Origin of the sequence: Novosphingobium sp. ERW19, from assembly GCF_012641315.1 — a bacterium.
In the GTDB taxonomy this organism is placed as follows: domain Bacteria; phylum Pseudomonadota; class Alphaproteobacteria; order Sphingomonadales; family Sphingomonadaceae; genus Novosphingobium.
Genome location: NZ_JABAIC010000001.1, coordinates 311,896 through 333,084, shown reverse-complemented (window position 1 = coordinate 333,084; position 21,189 = coordinate 311,896). Strand labels below are relative to the sequence as shown.

Here is a 21,189-nt window from a genome sequence, read left to right as displayed (position 1 = left end):
CTAGGAGCAGAGGCGGGCGGTGTCATGGGTTTTCATCAAGTTTTCAGCAGCAGCCGATCAGCAGGGCCGAGGCGTCCATTCGCCGCGGACCCAGTGGTGGGCCTTGTGCTTCCACGGATCGATGACGACAAGATTGATCCAGCCGTTCTCGACCAGTCGGCCAACCACATCGTGCGCCAGGACGATATCCTGGACCCGCTGGAGCGGCGCTTCGATGACGACTGCGAGGCGGCGCGGGGTGTGGTAGGGCGTGCCATCGTCATGGAACAGCGACTGCCGGGGCAGGCCGACACAGAGATCGCCGCCGCTGCCCTGCACGACGCCAAAGCCCCCGACCACATTCTGCGTCGTCTTGTCGCCCGCGCCGAATACCTCGTTGTCGATGGTCGAGAACAGGTACTGGCAATTGATCCACTGGGCGACGATCATCGGCGCGGTCATGATGCCGGCCAGAGCGCTGCCGTCCTTGTCCCTCGTCCAGTCATAGCTGTGAAGAAAGGCGTTGCCGCCAAGGTCGATTTCCGCCGTCAGCGCGCGCGGGCCGACGATGAAGGCGGCGTTACCGGACAGGCCCCATTCCGGGCGCACTTCGCCCCAATGCATGGCGCCGGTCAGCAGATCGTCGGCAGAGCGGCCGAGGCGGGCGGCGCGCTCTTTGAGGCACTGCGCACCGGCGCTCTGCAGGGCCTGCTCGAACCTGGCGAGATCCGCCGCGTGGCTTGCCGGCACGAGCTGGCGATCGAAGATCTCGACCACGTCGCGGGTGGTGTCATGCTGCGCGGCGATGAACCAGCTGTCGTCCGGAATGGCAATGCCTTGATCGGCAAGGCCTGCGCGGACCTGACCATCGTTGAGAATGGCAGCCATGAGCCGTGCGTTCGGGCCGCCGGGATGGCCGCCGCAAGCGCCGCAATCGAGACTTGCCGCGAAGGCATTGTTGGTGGTGCAACCGCCGTGGCCAACAAGCGCAACGAGGCGCGCGGTATCGGGCGAAAGCCCGGTCAACGAGAACATGGTGCGGGCGTAGGCGATGCGCTGTTCCAGCGGGATCGCGTTGGTGCCGTGGCCTTGGCCATGATCGTTGCAGGCGGCGGGCGTGAGGACGTGTCCCCGCTCGCCCACCAGCCGTCTGCGGAAGGCATCAGTCAGGCGGGGGGCAAGCGTGCGCGCGAGCAGGGCCACCGCTGCCAGCGGACCAGCGGCTTCCGCCGTCGCAAAGCCTGTGGCGCCGCTCTTGTTCGTGTCTAGCATGGCTCGGGCATCAGCGAGGGCGGCATGACGCGCCAGCAGGGCGTTCGCCTCGGCCTCCTGCCCTTGCGCAGCGCGTTCGGCTACGACGTGGGAGGGCGAAAGCAGGACCGGCAACTGATTGCGTTCCGGTGCATCGCAGGCCGGAGAGATGGCGATCGGCAATCCGAAGAAGCCGGCGTAGCCCACCGTTTCGTAGCGACCCTGCGCTTCCAGCGCCCGGCGCATGGGTTCGGAGCGGACATCGATGCAGAACACGGCCTGGGCTTCCGCCGCCGGAGCCTTGACCTTTGCCGTCAGCCTGGCCGATGCGCCTTCGAGCTGGGGGGCGATCGTGCCGAGGAAGCTGGCCTCTGCCGCCTGCTGGAAGATCAGGCCCAGTTCGGCCAGCGACATCGCGGCGATCCGGTTGAGGCTGTCCCGCGCGGCGGGCGACCAGATCGCGGACGCTTCCATATCAAGGCCGAAATGGGCAAGCAGCGTCCGGCAGACATGGGCGTGCTGGCGGGAAGGTTCCGCGAGCGCCCTGGGACCGCTGCGGACGCTGCCTTCAACGAGCGCGACGAGAGCCATCAGTTCGATCATCGAGGCCGGGGCGGATGCACTCGCTGCGGGGCCGCCATGCTCGCTACGCCAGCGCAAGTGCGCGGCCCAACCCGGCAAGGCGGCGACGAGGCCGCGCAGCCAACCTAGACGCCGGTCGCGCGAGACGCCATCGCGGCGGGCGGCAAAGAGCAGCATCTCGAGAGGGTCGGCAGGTGCACTCGCAAGCCAGTGCGCGGCAGTTTCGTCGCCGGCCCGGGCAAGGCCCGGATCGTGCCGAAGCGCGGCGCTTACGCTGCTGTACAGGCCGTGCTGGCGACCGGGCAGGGTGAGCGTGGCGTTGCGGTCGAAGAAGGCCGCGAGGTACCGCGCAAGAACGGCGATCGGCGTGGTGAGTTCGCGCCTGGCAACCGGGGTGTCGTCCGCTGGCAGCTCGACAAGGCGCGCCACCAGAAGGTTATAGGCGTTGAGATCGGGGCCGAGCGGCGCGAATGCCGGCTCGAGACCGCCAAGCGCCGCGACCACGGCCTTGCGGAAGGCGATGTCTTCGATGCGGCCTTCTGCCTTGAGCGCGCGCCACTGCATCAGGGAGAGGGAGGGGCGGGCACCGAACAGCTCGGCAGCTTGCGGCAGGGCGTCTTCGAACGGGAGGTCTTCGAAACCCGACAGCGGATTGACGGCGATGGCGCTGTCCAGCGGCCAGAGCGGGGCAACAGTCTGACTGGCGATATCCACCAGGGCCTGGAGTTCGCGCCGTTCTTCCTGAAGGCTGGCTGGAACGCCGGTGTCGGGTGCGAGTGACGCGGTAGCAATGTTCATGGCTTCAGTCCTTCGCGATGGCGGGGGTGGCGGCGGGTGTGGAAGTGGTGAGGGCGTTGCCGGCGTGAAGCAGGCGCGCGAAGAGGGAGGGAGGCAGGGCCTGTTCGCCGCTCACGATGCGTTGCTGCCAGACCCATCCGGCCAGAAACAGCGAGAGAATGCCAAGCTGCCCGAAAGGCGAAAGCAAAGGCTGGGCGGCGTCGGGCTGGAGTGCGGTCATGAGGACAAGCACCGCAGCGTTGAGGGCAATCAGGGCAATCGGCATCAGGGCTACGACCGCGCCCATTGGACCACGCGGCAGGGACCGCACGGCAACTGCCATGGCGCTGAGCAGCGCGGTCAGGGCAAGGCAGACCGGCAGGAGTGCATCAGCCCGGCGCGCTTCGATCAGGAAGATCGCACCGATGATCGTCGCGAGCGCGATGAGCGCAGGCCACGGCTGGGCAAGACCCTTGGAACGTGTCGTCCTGGTGGAGATGGTACCGGCCGAACCCAGGAACAGCCAGGCCTTGAACAGTCCGTGAGCGACCATGTGCCAAAGGGCCGCAGCGTAGGCGCCGAGCGCGACGGTGAGCAGCATGAAGCCCATCTGCGCGATGGTCGATGCTGCGAGCGATCCCTTCACGTCGGCGCGCACGAGCATGATGGCACTGCCGACCAATGCCGCGACGACGCCGGAGGCAAAGAGCGCGTAACGCGCTTGCAGCGATGTTTCGAGGATCGGCGCAAACTGGATGAGCAGGAACCCACCGGCATTGACGAAGCCGGCATGCATCAACGCGGACACCGGGGTTGGCGCTGCCAGCGAGCGCATCAGCCAGTTCGAGAAGGGCGGAATGGCGCAGCGGGCCAGAGCGGCGACGACCAGGAGAAAGGCAGCGGCGGTTGTCGGGAGCGAGGAGGACCCTGCGGCTGATGACTTTATCGCGAGGATATTGCTCGATCCCGCGGCGATCGAAAGCAAGGCCACTGCGCCGATCAGCGCCACGTCGCCAATGGTGAAGGCAATGGTGGCGCGGCGCGCGGCATCGCGGGCTTCGCTCCATTCGCCGACATGGCCGATCAATCCTGCCATGAGACGGCCCGAGACGATCCAGGCGGCAGCGAGCAGCATGGCGTCGGTGGCAAGGCCCAGCAACACGGTCGCGATGGCGAGGCTCGTCGCGAGGCGTGCGAAGGAATCACTGCGCCGGTCAGCGCGCAGTTGTCGGCGGGAGAAGGCAAGAACGACGACGGCGATCAGGATGCCGAGCCCCGAGAGGGCAACGCCCGGCGTGGTGAGCGAGGCATGGCCGGTGACGATGGTTGCGGCCAACAGGGCGCCCAGTCCGAAGACAGGCCAATCGGAAGGCTTGAGGCGATACGCCGGGCCGCTCTTGATGGCAGGTGCAGTCATGGTTGTCGGGTTCATCGTGTGCCTCCTTCGCTTCGCAGGTGCAGCACGTTCGATGATTTTAGAAACGAATTTATGAAATATTGAAGATTTCAAACGTCAATGATAAAGGCAGGTGATGGCCCTGCGAAATCTCGACATCGACCTATTGCGCTGCTTCGTGACGATTGCCGATACGGGAAGCTTTACTCGCGCCGGGGAGAGGCTCGGCCGGACGCAGTCGGCGATATCCCTCCAGCTGAAGCGCCTTGAGGAACAAGTGGGGCGTGCGCTGTTCCTGCGCAGCCCCAGGCACCTTTCAATCACGCCTGAGGGCGAGCGGTTGATTGGTCCGGCCCGGCAGATCCTGCGGCTCAACGATGCAACCTTGGCCCAGATGTTCGAGCCGGACATCGCCGGGTCGGTTCGCATCGGTGTGCCCGAGGATTTTGCGACGGCTCATCTGCCTACGGTTCTTGCCGCATTCACCGAGGCGCACCCGCTGGTCGAGCTTGAAGTTACCTGCGACCTGACCCTCAACCTGCTCGAGCGCTTTCACGCAGGAAACTTTGACCTGGTCCTGGTGAAGCGCCAGCCGACGCAAGCCGTGCAGGACGGCGTCCGGGTCTGGCGCGAGCCACTGGTCTGGGTCGCGCGGGATCGGCAATCCGCGGCAGACTTCGCAAGGGTGCCGCTGGTGGTTTCGCCCGAACCCTGCGTCTATCGCAAGCGCGCGACCGAGGCGCTGGATGCGATGGGGCGCGAGTGGCGCGTGGCTTATACATCGACCAGCCTGGCAGGTAGCCTCTCGGCGGTGCGCGCGGGCCTCGGGATTACCGTACTGCCGTTGGAGATGGTGCCTGCCGGCCTTGCGACAGCGGGAGATGACGCTGGCTTGCCGCCGCTTTACGACACCGAGATCGCCTTGCTCGAGGCGCCCGGCCTTTCGGACACGGCGCACTTGCTGGCCCAGCACATCATCGCAGCGCTCGAACGCGGAGCGTGACCTTGGTATTAGTCGTCGAGGTTCAGGCGCGCGAACACTTCGGGACGGATGCAGCGCAATCCGTTTTCGACCGGGTTGGCACAACGCGATGGTGCGATTCGCAGCTGCGCCTGGTGAAGCGGCGGCACGACCTCTGCGCCAGTTCCGACCAGACGTATGCCATCGCCCCGCTTCGCGCAGACCGTGACCTCGCGCGTGCTTGAGCAGCGCCGATCCGGCGTGACTGACCGAGGGGCCGAGGTTTCAGGCAAGCGGTAGGCGTGATGGGCGTCCAGTGGTTGGGGCGTTCCGGTCGTCACTGCAATCGCGGCCAATATCATCAGCATGGCAAATGACCTCTCGGTCTGGGCGGAATAGCCCGGAATTGTCTGGCGGCGCATCCTGCCAGGGTCGTCACAATGCGCCGCCAGTGCTCCGCTGCCGACGGCTTGCCGCTTCCGGGGGCGGGCCAGGTCGGCAGTGGCGCGCCTTGCGCCGGGTTGATCGCGCAAGGCCCGTTGCGAAACTCGTGGGGGCGACGCGGACTGGCGGTGCGTCGCCCCGGCAAGGCATCAAGGGACAGTCGGGCAGTTCAGCGAGGGGGGACGAGCGTGAACTGTGGGAAATCGACCGTCGGCGGGGCATCCTCTTCTGCCTTGCCCCAGCACATTGCCGAGGCCAGCCCGTTGCGTCCAATCGAAAGATCGGCGACTAATCGATAGAATGCTTCTATCGGAGGTCGCATGCCTACGGTCCGACAGCTTGAGTATTTCCTGGCAGTTGCCGAACTGCGTCACTTCGGACGCGCGGCACAATCCTGCAATATTTCGCAACCTACGCTCAGTCATCAGTTACGTGCTCTTGAAGATCGCCTCGGCACAACCTTGATCGATCGCGCATCACAAAACGTGGAATTGACGCCGGTCGGTCGGGAGATTGCCGAAAGAGCGCGCCGGGTGCTGCGTGAGATCCGGGACATCCGCGCGGTTGCGGCGCGCGCCCGCAAGCAGCTGTCCGGGGTCGTCCGGCTGGGGATCACGCCGACGCTGGGGCCCTACCTTTTGCCCGCCCTGATCGGTGCGCTCAATGCCGAGCAGAGTGACATGCGTTTCTATATCCGTGAAGGAATCCCGGCCGAGCAGAGCCGTGAGCTCGTTTCCGGCAGGATTGATCTGATGGTCGGGCCGGGGCCGGTGATCGGCGAGGATTTGGAGGTCGTCCCCCTGTTCGACGAACCGATGAGCGTGGTGGCATCGCGCAGCCATCACCTCGCCGGGCTTGCGCACATTGACCGGTCGGACCTCAAGGGAGAGCGCTTCCTGACGCTCGACCCCCGTCACCACTATCATCAGCAGGTCCAGCGGGTGTGCGCCGAACTTGGGGCCGAAATGCTGCTGGATTACGAGGGCACCAGTCTCGACAGCATTCACCAGATGGTGGGCAGCGGTGTTGGCCTGGCAATTCTGCCCGAACTTTACCTGCGGTCGGAAGTGGGGGGCGATGCTCTGGTCGTGCGGCTGCCGGTTGCGAACTGGCGCTGCGAGCGCGCCATCGTTGCTGCCTGGCGGGCCAAGTCGGCAAGCGCGGATGATTACCGCACGCTGGCGCAGCGCATCTGCAGCGAGGCCGCCGGGCTGCTTGCCTGACCCTAGGTCGGGCGGGCCTGCGGCTCTGTGATGATGCGGTCTCGCGCGGCGCGCACGTCGCCCGCTTCGATCTGCAGCTTCAGTCGTTCACGGTCACGGGCGCGGAACATGTCTTCGGCGCGCGCAATATCTTCAGCCGAAAGACCTGCGTCAGCAAGGGCGACGCGCGCCATCTTGACCGCAGACTCCATGACTTCGCGCACGACCGCGCTGACAGGCGTGCCACGCAGCCGGATGAGCGCACGCCGGTCGTAGGCGCGAACGTATACCGATGCGCGCGGGAAAGCCTCGTGAACGGCCTCGACCAGATCGGCCGTGACCTGATCGCCGTCCATGCAAAAGAAGATCATCTCCGCTTCCGCTGCCCCGGCTTGCCGCAGCAGATCGAGCCTTGTCCCATCCCCGAAATAGACCTTGGCCCCGAAGGTGGCTGCGACGTCGATCATCTCGATGTCGGTATCGACCATCGTCACCGGGATGTTGCTCGCCAGCAGCATCTGCGTGACACCTTGTCCGAAACGGCCAAAACCCACGACCACGGCATTGGAACCATCGGGCTGGGGGCCTTCGCGCTCACCGGACGAAGCGCTCTCCGCTTCGCGGCGGATCCCGGCGGTCGCCATCATCAGGAACGGCGTCGTGGCCATCGACAGGGTGACAACGGCCCCGAACAGGCTGGCAGCTTCGGGCGCGATGAGCAGCGCCTTTTGCGCCTGAGCGAACATCACGAAGCCGAACTCGCCACCTTGGCTGAGCAGCAGGCCGAGGGCGAGTGCGCCGCGCCAGGGCATGCCGAACAGGCGGCCAATGCCGAAGATGATCGCCGCCTTCACCGCGATCAGGCCAAGGGCCATGCCGGCGACGAACAGCGGGCGCTCGGCGATGGCGGCAAGGTTGAGCATCATCCCCACGGCCAGGAAGAAGAGCCCGAGCAGGATCGACCGGAATGGCTCGACATCGGCTTCGAGTTCATGACGATAGGGGCTGTCTGCGAGCATGACGCCCGCGACGAATGCGCCCAGCGCCGTCGACAGGCCGAGCAGCTCCATGATGGCCGCCGAAGCCATCACGGTGAACAAGGCGGCGACCACGAACATTTCGCGCTCGCCAAGATTGCCGATCAGTCGAAAGAGTGGCCGGATCAGATAGCGGCCAGCAGCGATCAGGCCACCTATCGCACCGAGCGAGTACAGGACCATCAGCCAACCGGGAGGGCCACCGGCATCCTCCGGATTGCGGCTCATTGCCGTGATGATCGTGATCATCGGGATGATCGAGAGATCCTGGAAGAGCAGGATTGCAAAAGCGCGTTCGCCAAACGGCGTGCGCAACCGGCCGGAGGATTGCAGCATCGGCAACACCTGCGCCGTCGACGAGAGCGCCAGCGGCAGTCCGAGGGCCAGCGCTGCTTCCCAGCTGAAGTCCGTGGTCAACAGGATCATGCCGGCAACAGCAAGCCCGCAGGCGGTTACCTGAAGCAGGCCAAGGCCAAGGATGTCGCGCTTCATCTTCCACAGGCGCGACGGATTCAGTTCCAGCCCAACCAGGAACAACAGCAGGGTTATGCCCAGTTCGGCGATGCCGAGCTTTTCTTCCGCGTCTCCGACCAGACCCAGCAATTGCGGGCCGACGACAGCTCCGGCCACGAGGTAGCCCAAGGTTGCGCCCAGCCCCAATCGCCGGAAAATCAATACGAAAGCCAGGGCGAATCCAAGCAGGATGAAGCCATCGCGGAGCATTGATGTGTGTTCGGCCATCCCTTCTCTTTAGGCTGCTCATGTTTCATCGCAACCGTCGTTCAGCCTGCGTTGATCTGGCGCCAGCGACAGGTTAGCGATTGGAGAACGGTGGAGGGGCAGATGCGCAAGGTTTTTGGTCTTCTGGGATCGGCTGTTCCCGCAGTGGCTCTGGCCCAGACCGTTCCGACAAGTGCGCAGGGCGACGTGTCTCTGACGATCTACAACAACGATCTCGCGCTGGTGCAGGACGTGCGGCAGATGGCGCTGCCGACGGGCCGGCATCGTCAGGAATTTCCTGATGTTTCAGCAGCCATCCGACCGGAGACGGTGACGTTGAATGCCGGGGGGACAAGCATTGTCGAACAGAACTTCGACTACGACCTGCTGACTCCCGAGAAGCTGATGGACAAGGCCGTTGGACAGACCGTGACGCTTGTGCGCGGGGCTGACGACAAGCGCGAGACGGCGACGATTCTCGCCAATAACGGCGGCACGATCGTCCGCGTCGGAAACCACATCGAAGTCCTGCAGAACTACGGTGCGCGGGTGCTGTTTCCCAGCTTGCCGCCCGGCTTGCGTGCTCGGCCGACACTATCGGTAACCCTGGACACGACCGCGCCGGGCACGCGCCCGGTTTCGCTGAGCTATCTCTCGCGCGGGTTCGGCTGGAAGGCGGATTACGTGGCATTGTTCGATGAGGCAGCGGGCAAGATAGATGTGCAGGGCTGGATCACGCTCACCAACAACAGCGGCACGACCTTCGACAAGGCCAAGGTGCTGCTGGTGGCGGGCGCGGTGGGCGATGGCAGCGGCGGCTATAATGGCGGGTATCGTCCCCAGCGACCGATGATGCCGGGTAACCGACCTGGAACACAAAGCGCAAATCGCGAGAGCCTGGGTGACTTCTACGTCTATCCGATTGCCGGACGAACCACTGTGGCCAATGCCCAGCAGAAGCAGGTCAGCTTCCTCGACGTCGGCGGCGCGCCCGCGACCAAGGCCTATCACTTCCGCAACGGCTGGCTTTCCAGCCAGACCGAGCCGCAGAGCGCAGACACCGTCCTGCGCTTTTCAACAGCGCGAGAGGCAGGGCTGGGCGATGCGCTGCCTGCGGGTACGGTGCGGGTGTACATGCGCGATATGCGCGGGCAACCGCAGTTCATCGGCGAGAATGCGATCGGACACACGCCGATGGGATCGAACCTTGCGCTCAAGACCGGAGAGGCCTTCGACGTGAAGGTCCAGCCGGTGATGGAGAAGCGGGAGCGTATCGACAGCGGGGAATGGGAGAAGACAGCCCGCTATCGTGTGACCACGCCGGGCAAGGCGCCAAGCGAGGTGACGGTCGAGACCGAAACGGTCTTCTGGCGCACGACGATGAGCTACAAGGTGACCAATGCCAAGTCCGTGCCGGTCACGGTGGAAGTGGTACAAGGCGGCCTCGACAACTGGTGGCACGACACGCGGGTAACTTCCGAAAGCGTGAAAGGTGAACAGCGCTCAGCCGACGAGCGGATGTGGCAAGTGGCAGTGCCTGCCAACGGCGAGGCCACGCTGACCGTGCAATTCGACACCCGGTATTAGGCCCGACGTGCGATTTCCTGCAGCCCTTGCACTGCTGCTTTCCGCCGCGCCGGCGGCGAGCGAGGAGATCATCACTTCGCCTGCGCCCGCAAGCGTTTCGGTGAGCGTCTATCGTGCGCCCGATCGCGCCAGCGACGAAGCCATGAACCTCGACTGGCTGCAGGGATATGCGCTCGTAACCGAACAGCGGACCGTGGAGATACCTGCGGGCAGGGCGACCGTACGGTTCGAAGGCGTGGCGGCGGGGCTGTTCCCCGAAAGCGCGATCGTGACGGGACTGCCGTCAGGTGTGCGAGAAAAGAACCTCGACGCCGATCTGCTTTCGCCCCGAAGCCTCTATGCGCGCATGTTTGGTCGGCCGGTCATCTTGCGGAGAACCGACCTTGCGACCCAAAAGGTCCGTGAAGAGCGCGCGGTGATCCGCTCTGGCCCTGATGGGGCTGCCATCGTGCAGACGGCAGCGGGCTTCGAAGTTGCCAACTGCGGCGGCCTGGAGGACGAAATACTCTATCCCGATGCGCCAAAGGACTTGTCAGCGAAGCCCACGCTTTCAATCGAAACGGATAGTCCGGTGGCGCACAAGGCAACGCTGTCCCTGTCCTACCTCGCTTGGGGTTTCGATTGGCAATCCAACTACGTCGTGCAGATGAACGCGGATGGCCGGACGGCCGATGTCTCGGCGTGGGTAACCCTTGCCAGCAGCGATTCCACGAGTTTTGCCGAAGCGGAGACCGCGGTGATCGCCGGGAAGGTCAACCGCGAGGACAGTACGCACGGCGAAAAGCCCTCGGGCGGAGAGCTGGAACTGACCTGTTTGCTGTCGCAACTGGCACCGCCGCCGCCTGCACCGCCGCCCCCGCCCATGGTCATGCCCGCCCCGGCGATGGAAATGGCTGATATCGTCGTCACTGCTCGGCGTGCGGGCGCGATGAATGCGCCCGTGACCGTGCAGCAGGAGGGCCTTGGCGATCTCAAGCTTTACCGGGTGCCAGTGCGGGTTACCGTAGCAGCCAATGCGCAGAAGCAAGTGGCCTTGGCGCAAAGGCATGGCGTCAAGATGGAGGCGCTCTATCGTGCGGATGTCCATGAAGACCGTGTCGGAGTCGTGCGCCAGATGTTGCGCACCCGCAACCGCAAGGAAGACGGTTTGGGCCTGCCGCTGCCGGGTGGACCGGTCACCGTGTTCGAACCTGTTGGTTCTGGCCCGGATCAGGGATCAATGCTTCTGGCAGGCGAGGGAGGACTTCCGGACCGCGCGGTGGGCGAAGACGTCGAGATCCTGCTTGGAGAGGCGACGCAGATCGTGGCTAGCGCCGAGGAGATCGGCTCAAGCAAGGTTTCCCGTACGGTGGCGTTGAACGTCAGCAATGCGCGGCCGGTTCCGGTGCGCTTCGAGGCGCGCATTTCTTCGGGGGGGACTGTAGAAGGCATCTCCCCGCGACGTCTGGCGCGCAAGGATGGGCGAACGATCTGGTCAGTCATGGTGCCAGCGCGGGGCAAGGCCAGCCTGACTTACAGGATAGTTAATTCTGACTAAAAACCGACACTTATCCTTCCGAAGACATTTTCACCTGCTATCTCGGCGGCATGATCATGCAGAGCGACATCCGGCGATCGTTCATGGCGCGTAAGCCGCTGTTTTTTGTCGTGCTACTGCTTTTGCTTGGCGCGGCAGGCTATCTCCTGTGGGCGAGACAGTCGGAGAAGCAATACGAACAGTCAGGGGTTGCTGAGGACGGCAACTATCGGCTTGTCGCGCAAGACGGATCACTGTTCCAGCGGTCCAGCCTTAAAGGGCATCCCTACATTACATACTTTGGCTATGCTTCATGCCCGGATCGGTGCCCGGCGATGCTCGTACGCCTTTCGCGCATCCGTGCCCGGATGGGTTGGGCACATGAAGACCTTCCGATCGTGTTCATCACCATCGACCCTGCCCGGGACACGCCGCAGCGCCTCAATGCCTTCGTCAAAAGTCTTGGGGTTGAGATCATCGCGCTGACGGGGGATCCGGAGGTCATAAACCGCATTACCGACAATGCCGGCGTGTTCGTTAAGGTCATTCCGCAATCGGGCGCCAGCTACCGCATCGAACATACGACCAAGGCGTTCGTCTACAACGCTGATGGCGATTTCTGGGATACGCTCAGTCCGATGGAGGATGATGCCCGCATCGAGGCCAAGTTGCGCGATGCCGCTCTCAGCAGATCACCCACGACCGAAACATCTCAAGCCGCATCGAACAAGATGCGATAAATTGGCTTGGGTGGCGGGCTGCTGAGCCCATGGCCTTACGACTTCCAGCGTAGCCGAAAGTTTTGACGATGGCGGTCAGAGCGATGGCACGGCAGCCTCGATTTCCGCGAAGTAGTGCGCCATTGCATCTGCCGCCTTGTCGGAAAGGGCGATGAATGCACGGCGACGATCCGTGGCGTCTTCGGCCCGGCAAAGAAGCTCGGCCTCGGTCAACTGGCCGATCCACCGCAGCGCCGTTGTCGGCGGAACGCCCGATGCAATGCACAGAGACGTGACAGACACTCTTTTATGCTCTGCCCGCGCCGCTGTGAGATCGAGTAGCATGTCCCAGGCCGGGTCAGCGAAGAGATCGCCCTCGAAGAAGCGGGCGCGCAGCTGGCGCTGGCGTATGATCTTGCGGACAAGGCGAGGGTCAGGCAGCGAGGGGCGAGCGCCTCGCCCGAGCCGCATGCCGCCGCAGTCCCGCTCTCCGGTCGCATCGAATGCGAAGGCCGAGGCGTGAACGTGATCGGTTCCTGCCGACGAACCCGACAGCGTTTCCAGGCGATTGGCGATTTCGCTTACTTGCTGGGTCAAGCGAAGCAAGGACATCCGATCGGTGTCCGACAATTCGCGAACACGCCCTCCCTTGGCTGCGAGCGCAGGAGAGGCGAGGATGTGGCCGAGCGCGATGACCCGGTCCGACCGAGAGGGATTGACCAGTATCTGCGCGCCGGACTGATCGAGGCAGCCGAAGACATCATCCAGTGCCCCTACGCTTGTCGAAACTATCAGTTGGCTGCCGGTGCGGGCCGCCCGTTCATCCAGCGAGACAAGTGCTGCAATGTCGGCACCTTCGAGGAGGGGGCAATCGACCAGTATGAGATCAGCCAAGGTCTGCTCTGCACGCGAATTGACAAGTTGCGCGAGCTCACCCGTGCCGCAGACCCGCAACCCGGCCGCCGATGCATCTTCGGCCATTTCCATGCGAAGATAACTGCGATCGGCAAAGATCGACACGGCAAGCGGCGTGGATGGGCTAAGCCACGCAACGTCCCCGTCGGCGAAAGGAGGGGCGTCAAGATCAGTGGCGGCACGGTTTGGTGCAGATGCTTGGACCAGCGTCATTGCAATGTTCCCTCAGTACTTGCCCTAAGTGTGAACATGAGTGGAACATACGTGGATCAGGTCAAGATCATTTATCTCGATTTTGGATGGAGCTTGACGGACATCGAGGTCAGGCGTCCCCGGAGTCTGAGGAATCCCCGCGTTTTCGAGGCTTGATATGAGCGGATTTGTTCGCGATACCGGGCCGGTGTTCCTACCACCAATTGCCTCCATTTCGGATGTTCCAGCGCAACTAGTGCAGGCCCAGCCGTTTCTCGTTGAAACAGCTGGTGAAAATACCAAGCAGGACGAATCGACGCAGAGCTTGCAGTTGACAGCGGCCCAACTTTTCCAGTTGGCTGATTCGGCTCGCGATGCCGGCGATTATGTCACGGCCGAAACGGCCTATCGCGCCCTGGCAGGCAATCCCGATATCGAACTGCGGAGCGAAGCCAGGTTTCGTCTGGCGATGATGCTTGCCGACCAGATGAAGCGAACGCGCGATGCGGCAGTAGAACTGCGTCGCATCCTCGATGAAAAGCCGGACGCAGCGCGGGTGCGACTGGAACTTGCCCGCATGGACGCGATGATGGGGCGACTGGGCGCTGCCGAGCGTGAAATGCGAGCTGCACAGGCGAGTGGCCAGCTTCCGGCCGATGTCGAGCGGGCCGTGCGTTTCTATGCTGCAGCGCTTGCTGCTGCAAAACCCCTTGGCGGCAGTCTGGAGCTTGCGCTTGCGCCAGACAGCAACATCAATCGCGCAACCAGAGCAGACACCCTCGGCACTGTCATCGGCGACTTCACCCTGAGCGATGATGCCAAGGCCAAATCCGGCTTGGGGCTTGCGGCGCGCGCGCAGGGGTATCTGCGCTTGCCGCTCGGCGCCAGATCGCGTCTGCTGGCGCGACTATCGGGCAGTGGTGACTTTTATCGCTCCGGACAGTTCGACGATTATGCGCTGGCCGTACAGTTCGGGCCAGAGTTCCAGTCTGGTGCGGACCGGATTACTTTCTCAGGAGGCCCGTCCTGGCGCTGGTACGGCCAAGCGGCGTTCAGTCAGGGCTGGGGCGGCACAGCGGTGTTCCAGCATCCTTTGGGCAAACGATCGCAATTGCGTGCCGAGGCGGCAGTCTCGCGTCTAGATAATCTGCGCAACGATCTGCAGGATTCGACGATCTACGCTGGCACTTTCGGGATCGATCGGGCCTTCAGTGCGCGTTTTGGGGGCGGGATGCAGTTGCGGGCAAGCCGCACGTCGGCCCGCGATGCTGGTTGGTCTGACTGGACCGGCGGCACATCAGCGTATTTGTTCAGGGAGCTTGGTAGGACGACAGTCGTGGTTGACGGGGGCTACTCGCACCTGGAGGCCGACGAGCGCCTGTTTCTCTACCCGAAGAAGCGCGTGGATGACCGTTTCAGCCTCGGGCTCTCGGCAACATTCCGCGCCCTGCAGTGGAAGGGCATTGCACCGTTTTTGCGCCTCAGGGTTGAGCGCAACACTTCGACGGTGGGCATATTCGATTTCGACCGGCGCGCGGCTGAACTTGGCCTCACGTCAGCATTCTAACGTAAGCAACAAGGGGAGAGGGCAATGACCAGACATAACCGCAGGGCTGCGACAGCTTCTGCCTTGACCATTGCACTGATGCTGGCTGCGTGCGGCGGTGGCGGCAATGGCGTCAGCAGCACACCTACGCCGGTTCCCACGCCCACGCCCACGCCCACGCCTACGCCCACGCCTACGCCTACGCCTACGCCCACGCCCACGCCTACGCCTACGCCTACGCCCACTCCGACGCCAACACCAACCCCCACACCGACGCCCACACCGACACCGACACCGACGGCAAATACGAGCCTGGTAGCGCCGCTTGTGAGCGAGAGCTTCAAGAATGTCGCGTCCGTCGGAACTGTAAGTGTCCCGACAAATGGCGCGGCGGTCAGCACGTCGGCTTCAGCCTTGGCACTCACCGTTTCCTACAATGCCACCAATCGTTCGTGGACTGTCTCGGATGGCACCCGCAGCCGCACTTTTGGTCCGGGCGACATCGACGCAACGCAATCGAACAGCGCGATCACGACCTACAAGTTCGTATCGGGCAACACGACCGAGTTCCTTTCGTTGACCACGACGGGGACCGCCGCCGGCCAGACACGCTATGTGGGCGCAGGGATATGGCAGCGCCAGGTCAATGGGAGCACCACGATCGATGGGCGCATTTCTTCCTTCGCCTATGGGGTGCAGACGCCGAATGGGTCGCTGCCGAGGACAGGCGCGGCCAGCTTCGATGTAAAGCTGCTGGGCGCGCGGACGTTCAGCACGAACATTTATGCGCTCGGGGGGACAGGCAAGCTTTCGGTCGATTTCCTGTCGGGTGGCATTGCCGGAAGCGGTTTCTATGACGAGACCGACGTCCAGACCAACATTACCGCGCGGGGCTATAACTGGAACGCCTTTGCGCTGCTTTCCAAGAGCGCAAACAGTTTTCTTGGGCAGTTGACCCTGGGCAGCGCCGGAACCGGTGAGTTGCACGGGGCTTTCTTCGGCCCCAATGCCGACGAGGTTGGGGCGGCTTTCTCGCAGAACCCCAACTCGGACGTCGCAGCGACCGGCGTGATCTACGGCGCTCGGGGCACGACACCGGTCAATACCTCGACCAGCCTCGACAGTCCGGCGACAGACCAGTTCTACCAGCCCTTGAGCGCGTCTGCAAAAGGCACTCTGGACGGGGCGGGCAATCTTTCGTCAGTGGCGGCAGGGAACGGGATTGCCTCTGTCCATCAAGGCGCAAACGGGTCGCCATTGGTGTTCTACGGCAGCGATGGCCGGATCATGTGGCAGCCGACGAAGGCGTCGAACACCAGCCTGGCTTATGATTTCTACACCAGCAGCGACTATTTGCGCGCTGGCATCCTGACCGATCGCCGGTCGAGCCTCGGTCAGATCGACGCCTTCGTCTATGGCTTTGCCACGACGAACGCCGCAACGCCGCGCACGGGATCGGCGGCTTTCAACGTGGCCCTCAACGGGGGGCTGATGGCCAATGGCGCGAAGATTCAGGGTGTGAACGGGACCGGTAGCGTCAACGTCAATTTCCAGACCGGCGCGATCTCGACAATCGGGGCCTACACGATCGGCAATGGCATTCCGGCAACCGGCGGAGCCTGGCCCGGCACGCAAGCGGATGCAGGCAACTGGAGCGGCAATGCGACGCTCTCTTCCAGCGCAAATGCCTTCAACGGCAGCATCGCGTTTGATGGCGCGACCGATTACAACGGGACGTTGTCAGGCAAATTCTTCGGACCTGCCGCGGAGCAGGTCGGAGCGGTTGTTCAGGCGAGCAGCACCGGCGGTGCGGTGATGGCAGCGACGCTTGCAGGCGGGCGCGGATCGGACGGCACTGCTTCCCAAAGCGGACTTGCCGGCCTCACGACGACGACGGTTCTGACAGGCAACGATTCGCAGTACTATGTCGTCAATGGTCTCAGCCCGGCAGAGCAGGCGCTGCTCGATACCAATGTCGAGGTTACCTACAATCCGACGAACAAGTCCTATGTCCTCACGTCCAAGACGACCGGCACGAACTTCGGAAATGCCGTGCAGTTGTCGCAGACGCTGGCAGCGGCGGATTACAAGGCGGCGGAAAGCACCAGCACCTTCGATGTCTATCGCGGCGCCGATTACACCGCGCGGGTGTTCAAGGTCGGTAGTGGTAATCCCTCCATCGCTCTGACTTACACCAGTTTTGCCGAAGTGGTGCGCACCGACACGGTAGACGGACGCCAGGTGGCGACGCACTACTATGTGCCGTTCGGCGGGCTGACGCCAAGCTTCCAGATCCCGCGGACAGGCTCGGCAAGCTATTCCGGGGTGGTCTATGGCTATGGCCGGAACGGTGCCACGCAGCGCGAGGCTTCGCTTTCGGGGACCAGCACCTTCACGGCGGACTTCGCCGCAGGCACCGGTAGTGCCGTCCTTGCGCTGACGGCGACCGATGTCGGCAACAACGCTACGTCGAGCCTCGGCAACTTCACTTACAGTGGATCGCTTGCAGGCAATTGCCCAGGTTGCGGCGTTGGCAACACGTTCACCCTGAGGGGAACCGGCACCGATGTGCTCAGCACCAGCTTCCTCAATGGAATGTTCTTTGGCGCCAATGCTGCCGAATGGGGCGGGTCGTTCCTCCTGCAGCTGAATCCGCTGGGCGGACAGCAATCGATCTATTCGGGTGTGACCGTCGGCAAGAAGAACTGACTGATTGCAGCCTCACCATCCCCCCGGACGGTGAGGCTGCAGCTGTTTAATCGACGAAAGGATCGCGCACGAGGATCGTGTCCTCGCGCTCCGGGCTGGTGCTGACGAGGGCCACCGGCGTTTCGATCAGTTCCTGCACCCGCTGGATGTACTTGATCGCCTGCGCAGGCAGGTCTGCCCACGAACGCGCACCAGCGGTGGTGCCGCTCCAGCCGTCCATTTCCTCGTAGATCGGCTCGACTTCGGCCTGGTCGGCGGCGTGGGCCGGGAAGTAGTCGAGCACCTTTCCGCGCAAGCGGTAGCCGGTGCAGATCTTCACCTTATCGAAACCGTCGAGCACATCGAGCTTGGTCAGCGCGATCCCGGTCACGCCCGAGATGGCGCAGGACTGGCGGACCAGCACGGCGTCAAACCAGCCGCAGCGGCGCTTGCGCCCCGTGACAGTGCCGAATTCGTGGCCGCGCTCGCCAAGGCGCTGGCCGACTTCGTCTTCCAGTTCGGTGGGGAAGGGGCCGGAGCCGACGCGGGTGGTATAGGCCTTGACGATGCCGAGCACGAAACCGGTCTGCGATGGACCAAGACCCGAGCCAGATGCTGCGGTGCCGGACACCGTGTTGGACGAGGTGACGAACGGATAAGTGCCGTGGTCAACGTCGAGCAGAACGCCCTGCGCGCCTTCGAACAGGATGCGAGCGCCAGCCTTGCGGACGGTGTTGAGGCGCTTCCACACCGGTTGTGCGAACTGCAGGACGTAGGGTGCGATCTCGCGCAGCTCGGCGATCAGCGCGGCGCGATCGACCGGCGGCTGGCCAAAGCCTGCACGCAGCGCGTCGTGGTGTGCGCAGAGGCGATCGAGCTGGGCATCGAGCGCATCGAGATGGGCAAGGTCGCACACGCGGATGGCGCGGCGGCCGACCTTGTCTTCATAGGCAGGGCCGATGCCGCGGCCCGTGGTGCCGATCCTGCCCGAGCCGGCAGCCTGTTCGCGCAGGCCATCAAGGTCGCGGTGCAGCGGGAGGATCAGCGGGCAATTGTCGGCAATGGCGAAGTTCTCGGCGTTGATTTCCACGCCCTGCCCGGTCAGCTTCTCGATCTCGGCCTTCAAGGCCCAGGGATCGAGAACCACGCCATTGCCGATGATCGAGAGCGTCCCGGTAACAATGCCCGACGGCAGAAGTGAGAGCTTGTAGACCTGTTCGCCGACGACGAGGGTATGGCCGGCGTTGTGCCCGCCCTGAAAGCGGACCACGGCATCGGCGCGGCTGGCCAGCCAGTCAACGATCTTGCCTTTGCCTTCGTCGCCCCACTGGGCGCCGATAACGGTTACATTGGCCATGGATACACTCCTCCACCCTGCCCGGGTGGATCCTCAAGACGCCCTTCGACAGGACTCGGCGAAACGGGATGGATGAGCGGGGCAAGACCCCGGATTTCGGTGCGCGCCCTAGTGGCATAGGCCACCCAAAGTCAAGCGCGCTGCAAGCGTCTTTGCCGAGATGGGAGGTATTGTCCTGGCTGGGGCGGCAGGATTCGAACCTGCGAATGCCGGTACCAAAAACCGGTGCCTTACCACTTGGCGACGCCCCAACAGGAGGCGCGCTTATAGCGCGGTCAGGCCATATGCCAAGAGGGCTTGAAGCGGGTGAGCGGAAGGTCCGCCCACCCGCTTCTGTTTCGTCAGAAGCCCTTGACGATGCTCTGCAGTTTTTCAGGGGGCAGGGCGTCGAAGTCGCCGGCGTCGTGGCGTTCCGCAATGCCCTTTTGCGAGTTTACCAGCCGCCCACGCAGAACGCCGGGGCGTGCGTCGATTTCTGCGACCCAACGTCCCACGTGCTCATATTCGTGCATGGACAGGAAGGTTGCAGCTTCGCCATAGGCCTCGCCCCGGTAGATGTTGCCGAACCAGGTGTAGGTGGCGAGATCGGCGATGGTGTAATCGTCACCGGCGAGATAGCGGGTCTTGGCAAGCTGGCGATTGGCGACGTCGAACAGGCGTTTGGTCTCCATCGCATAGCGATCGATGGCGTATTCTATCTTGATTGGCGCATAGTTGTAAAAGTGGCCGAAGCCTCCCCCGATGAAGGGCGCCGAGCCGACCTGCCAGAAGAGCCAGGACAGGCATTCGGCACGCGCCTGACCGGATGTCGGCAAGAGGACGCCAAACTTCTCAGCCAGGTGCATGAGGATCGCACCCGATTCGAAAACCCGGAAAGGTTCCGGTCCGGACCGGTCGACCATCGCAGGAATCTTGGAGTTCGGGTTGATGTCGACAAAGCCCGTCGTGAACTGGTCACCATCGAAGATCTTGATCAGCCAAGCGTCGTATTCCGCTCCGGAGAAGCCCATATGGAGGAGTTCTTCCAGCATGATGGTGGCTTTCTGCCCGTTGGGTGTGCCGAGCGAGTAGACCTGAAAGGGGTGCTTGCCGATCGGCAGGTCACGCTCGCTGGTGGGGCCTGCAATCGGGCGATTGACGCTGGCGAAGGCGCCTCCATTCGCCTTGTCCCACGTCCAGACCTTTGGCGGAACGTAATCTTCTGACATCAGGAGCTCCTTCGAACTTTGTTAGCATTGCATACTATATCGCGGCGTGACGCGGGAACTGCAAGCGCGCTGCAGCCGTTCGCCGACCTATGGAGAGCAAAGCCGCAAAACTCGTGCATGTCGATGATAACCTTCCCGGCGTGACACGGCGACGATGCGGCAGAGGCTGGGCCTATTTCGATGCGAAAGGCAAGCGTATCGCGGACCGCGCCGAGATCGCGCGCCTCAATGCGATCGCCCTGCCTCCGGCTTATGTCGACACCTGGTACTGTCCTGCTCCGAATGGTCACATTCTCGCGACCGGGACCGACGCCAAGGGACGTAAGCAATACCGTTATCATCCTGACTTCCGGGCTGAACGGGAAAGCGAGAAGTTCGATCGCTGTGCCGTCTTTGGTCGTCTGCTGCCCTTGGTCAGAGCGCGCGTGGCGGACGAGCTGGAGCGTAGCAAGCTTTCGCGCGACCGCTGCATTGCCAGCGTCGTGCGGCTACTGGACAGCGGCGGGATACGCGTCGGCAACGAAGCCTATGTGCGTGCCAACAGCAGTTTCGGGGCGACGACGCTGAGGATGCGCCATGCCGAGGTGAAGGGGCAGGTGCTGCGTCTGCGCTTCCGGGCCAAATCGGGCAAGGATCGGGAAATGCAGGTAACCGATCGGGGGCTCGTTCGCTTCGTGAGAAAGATGCAGGATCTGCCGGGACAGAACCTCTTTCAGTACCTTGACGAGGATGGTCACCCGTGTCCGGTGGGCTCATCAGACGTCAACGACTGGCTGCGCGAGGTGATGGGCGAAGACTTCACTGCCAAGCACTTCAGAACGTGGCGGGCCAGTGTCGTTGGTTTTGCAGCGCTGGCGCAGGCCACTGATCAGGTTTCGCTCAAGGCGCTGCTGGCGGAAGTCTCCGAGCACCTCGGAAACACGCCGGCAATCGCCCGGAAGAGCTACATTCACCCCGCCGTGCTGGGCCTGCTCGACCAACAGGAGCAGTGGCGGCAGCAGCTTCGCCTGCCGCGCGCGACGCGATGGCTGTCGCGACACGAGCGAGGGCTTTTGGAGCTGCTAGAAAATGGACCGACGGCCGCCGAACTGATCAGTGCCGCCGGTTGAAGA

15 protein-coding genes, 1 tRNA gene and 1 pseudogene are annotated in these 21,189 nt (G+C 63.5%); 9 read left to right on the top strand and 8 right to left on the bottom strand.

Annotation, left to right across the window (positions count from 1 at the left end; translation table 11 throughout):
- Positions 1-57: 57 nt before the first annotated feature.
- Positions 58-2,610, bottom strand: coding sequence for a DUF2309 domain-containing protein (locus tag HGI46_RS01655; protein ID WP_168902836.1), 2,553 nt, complete (start codon positions 2,608-2,610; stop codon positions 58-60).
- A 4-nt stretch (positions 2,611-2,614) separates the two neighbouring features.
- On the bottom strand, positions 2,615-4,021 hold the full coding sequence (locus tag HGI46_RS01650) for a proton-conducting transporter membrane subunit (RefSeq protein WP_168902835.1): 1,407 nt from the start codon (positions 4,019-4,021) through the stop codon (positions 2,615-2,617).
- 100 nt (positions 4,022-4,121) lie between these two features.
- On the opposite strand from HGI46_RS01650, the gene HGI46_RS01645 reads away from it, so the two are divergent.
- Positions 4,122-4,988, top strand: a complete 867-nt coding sequence (locus HGI46_RS01645) for a LysR substrate-binding domain-containing protein (protein WP_168902834.1) — start codon at positions 4,122-4,124, stop codon at positions 4,986-4,988.
- 8 nt (positions 4,989-4,996) lie between these two features.
- On the opposite strand, the gene HGI46_RS01640 is transcribed toward HGI46_RS01645, so the two are convergent.
- Positions 4,997-5,368, bottom strand: a complete 372-nt coding sequence (locus HGI46_RS01640) for a hypothetical protein (RefSeq protein ID WP_168902833.1) — start codon at positions 5,366-5,368, stop codon at positions 4,997-4,999.
- 342 nt (positions 5,369-5,710) lie between these two features.
- Between HGI46_RS01640 and HGI46_RS22005 the strand changes: the two are divergent.
- Together HGI46_RS22005 and HGI46_RS01635 are read left to right on the top strand one after the other, a co-directional pair.
- Positions 5,711-5,887, top strand: a pseudogene (locus tag HGI46_RS22005) (LysR family transcriptional regulator); the annotation flags it as partial.
- A gap of 36 nt (positions 5,888-5,923) precedes the next feature.
- Positions 5,924-6,613, top strand: a complete 690-nt coding sequence (locus HGI46_RS01635) for a LysR substrate-binding domain-containing protein (protein ID WP_346766665.1) — start codon at positions 5,924-5,926, stop codon at positions 6,611-6,613.
- A 2-nt stretch (positions 6,614-6,615) separates the two neighbouring features.
- Here the strand turns inward: HGI46_RS01635 and HGI46_RS01630 are convergent, their stop codons facing one another.
- A complete protein-coding gene (locus tag HGI46_RS01630; RefSeq protein ID WP_118072294.1) occupies positions 6,616-8,370 on the bottom strand; it encodes a cation:proton antiporter in 1,755 nt (584 codons plus the stop codon).
- 102 nt (positions 8,371-8,472) lie between these two features.
- On the opposite strand from HGI46_RS01630, the gene HGI46_RS01625 reads away from it, so the two are divergent.
- From HGI46_RS01625 to HGI46_RS01615, 3 genes are read left to right on the top strand one after another with little or no spacing between them, the layout of a single operon-like run.
- Positions 8,473-9,936: a DUF4139 domain-containing protein gene (locus HGI46_RS01625; RefSeq protein WP_168902831.1), complete on the top strand. Its 1,464-nt coding sequence runs from the start codon at positions 8,473-8,475 to the stop codon at positions 9,934-9,936.
- Positions 9,937-9,943: 7 nt separating this feature from the next.
- Entirely contained in the window at positions 9,944-11,473 is a 1,530-nt protein-coding gene (locus HGI46_RS01620; RefSeq protein ID WP_346766656.1) for a hypothetical protein, read from the top strand.
- 50 nt (positions 11,474-11,523) lie between these two features.
- The gene (locus tag HGI46_RS01615) at positions 11,524-12,192 is read left to right on the top strand and encodes an SCO family protein (protein ID WP_206065471.1); all 669 of its coding nucleotides are present in this window, start codon (positions 11,524-11,526) and stop codon (positions 12,190-12,192) included.
- A gap of 75 nt (positions 12,193-12,267) precedes the next feature.
- Here the strand turns inward: HGI46_RS01615 and HGI46_RS01610 are convergent, their stop codons facing one another.
- Complete coding sequence (locus HGI46_RS01610) at positions 12,268-13,299, bottom strand: winged helix DNA-binding protein (protein WP_240946522.1); 1,032 nt, start codon at positions 13,297-13,299, stop codon at positions 12,268-12,270.
- Between the two features lie 334 nt (positions 13,300-13,633).
- Between HGI46_RS01610 and HGI46_RS01605 the strand changes: the two genes are divergently transcribed.
- Positions 13,634-14,845: a surface lipoprotein assembly modifier gene (locus HGI46_RS01605; protein WP_240946521.1), complete on the top strand. Its 1,212-nt coding sequence runs from the start codon at positions 13,634-13,636 to the stop codon at positions 14,843-14,845.
- A 393-nt stretch (positions 14,846-15,238) separates the two neighbouring features.
- Positions 15,239-17,533, top strand: coding sequence for a transferrin-binding protein-like solute binding protein (locus HGI46_RS01595; protein WP_168902631.1), 2,295 nt, complete (start codon positions 15,239-15,241; stop codon positions 17,531-17,533).
- Between the two features lie 46 nt (positions 17,534-17,579).
- Here HGI46_RS01595 and HGI46_RS01590 read toward each other — a convergent pair whose 3' ends face one another.
- The 3 genes from HGI46_RS01590 to yghU form a co-directional block, all read right to left on the bottom strand.
- Positions 17,580-18,869 carry an adenylosuccinate synthase gene (locus HGI46_RS01590; protein WP_168902828.1) on the bottom strand — a complete coding sequence of 430 codons (1,290 nt, stop codon included), beginning with the start codon at positions 18,867-18,869 and terminating at the stop codon, positions 17,580-17,582.
- A 176-nt stretch (positions 18,870-19,045) separates the two neighbouring features.
- A tRNA-Gln gene (locus tag HGI46_RS01585) sits at positions 19,046-19,120 on the bottom strand.
- A 90-nt stretch (positions 19,121-19,210) separates the two neighbouring features.
- On the bottom strand, positions 19,211-20,077 hold the full coding sequence (yghU, locus tag HGI46_RS01580; protein WP_168902827.1) for a glutathione-dependent disulfide-bond oxidoreductase: 867 nt from the start codon (positions 20,075-20,077) through the stop codon (positions 19,211-19,213).
- An 89-nt stretch (positions 20,078-20,166) separates the two neighbouring features.
- Between yghU and HGI46_RS01575 the strand changes: the two genes are divergently transcribed.
- A complete protein-coding gene (locus HGI46_RS01575) occupies positions 20,167-21,186 on the top strand; it encodes a DNA topoisomerase IB (protein ID WP_168902826.1) in 1,020 nt (339 codons plus the stop codon).
- Positions 21,187-21,189 lie beyond the last annotated feature (3 nt).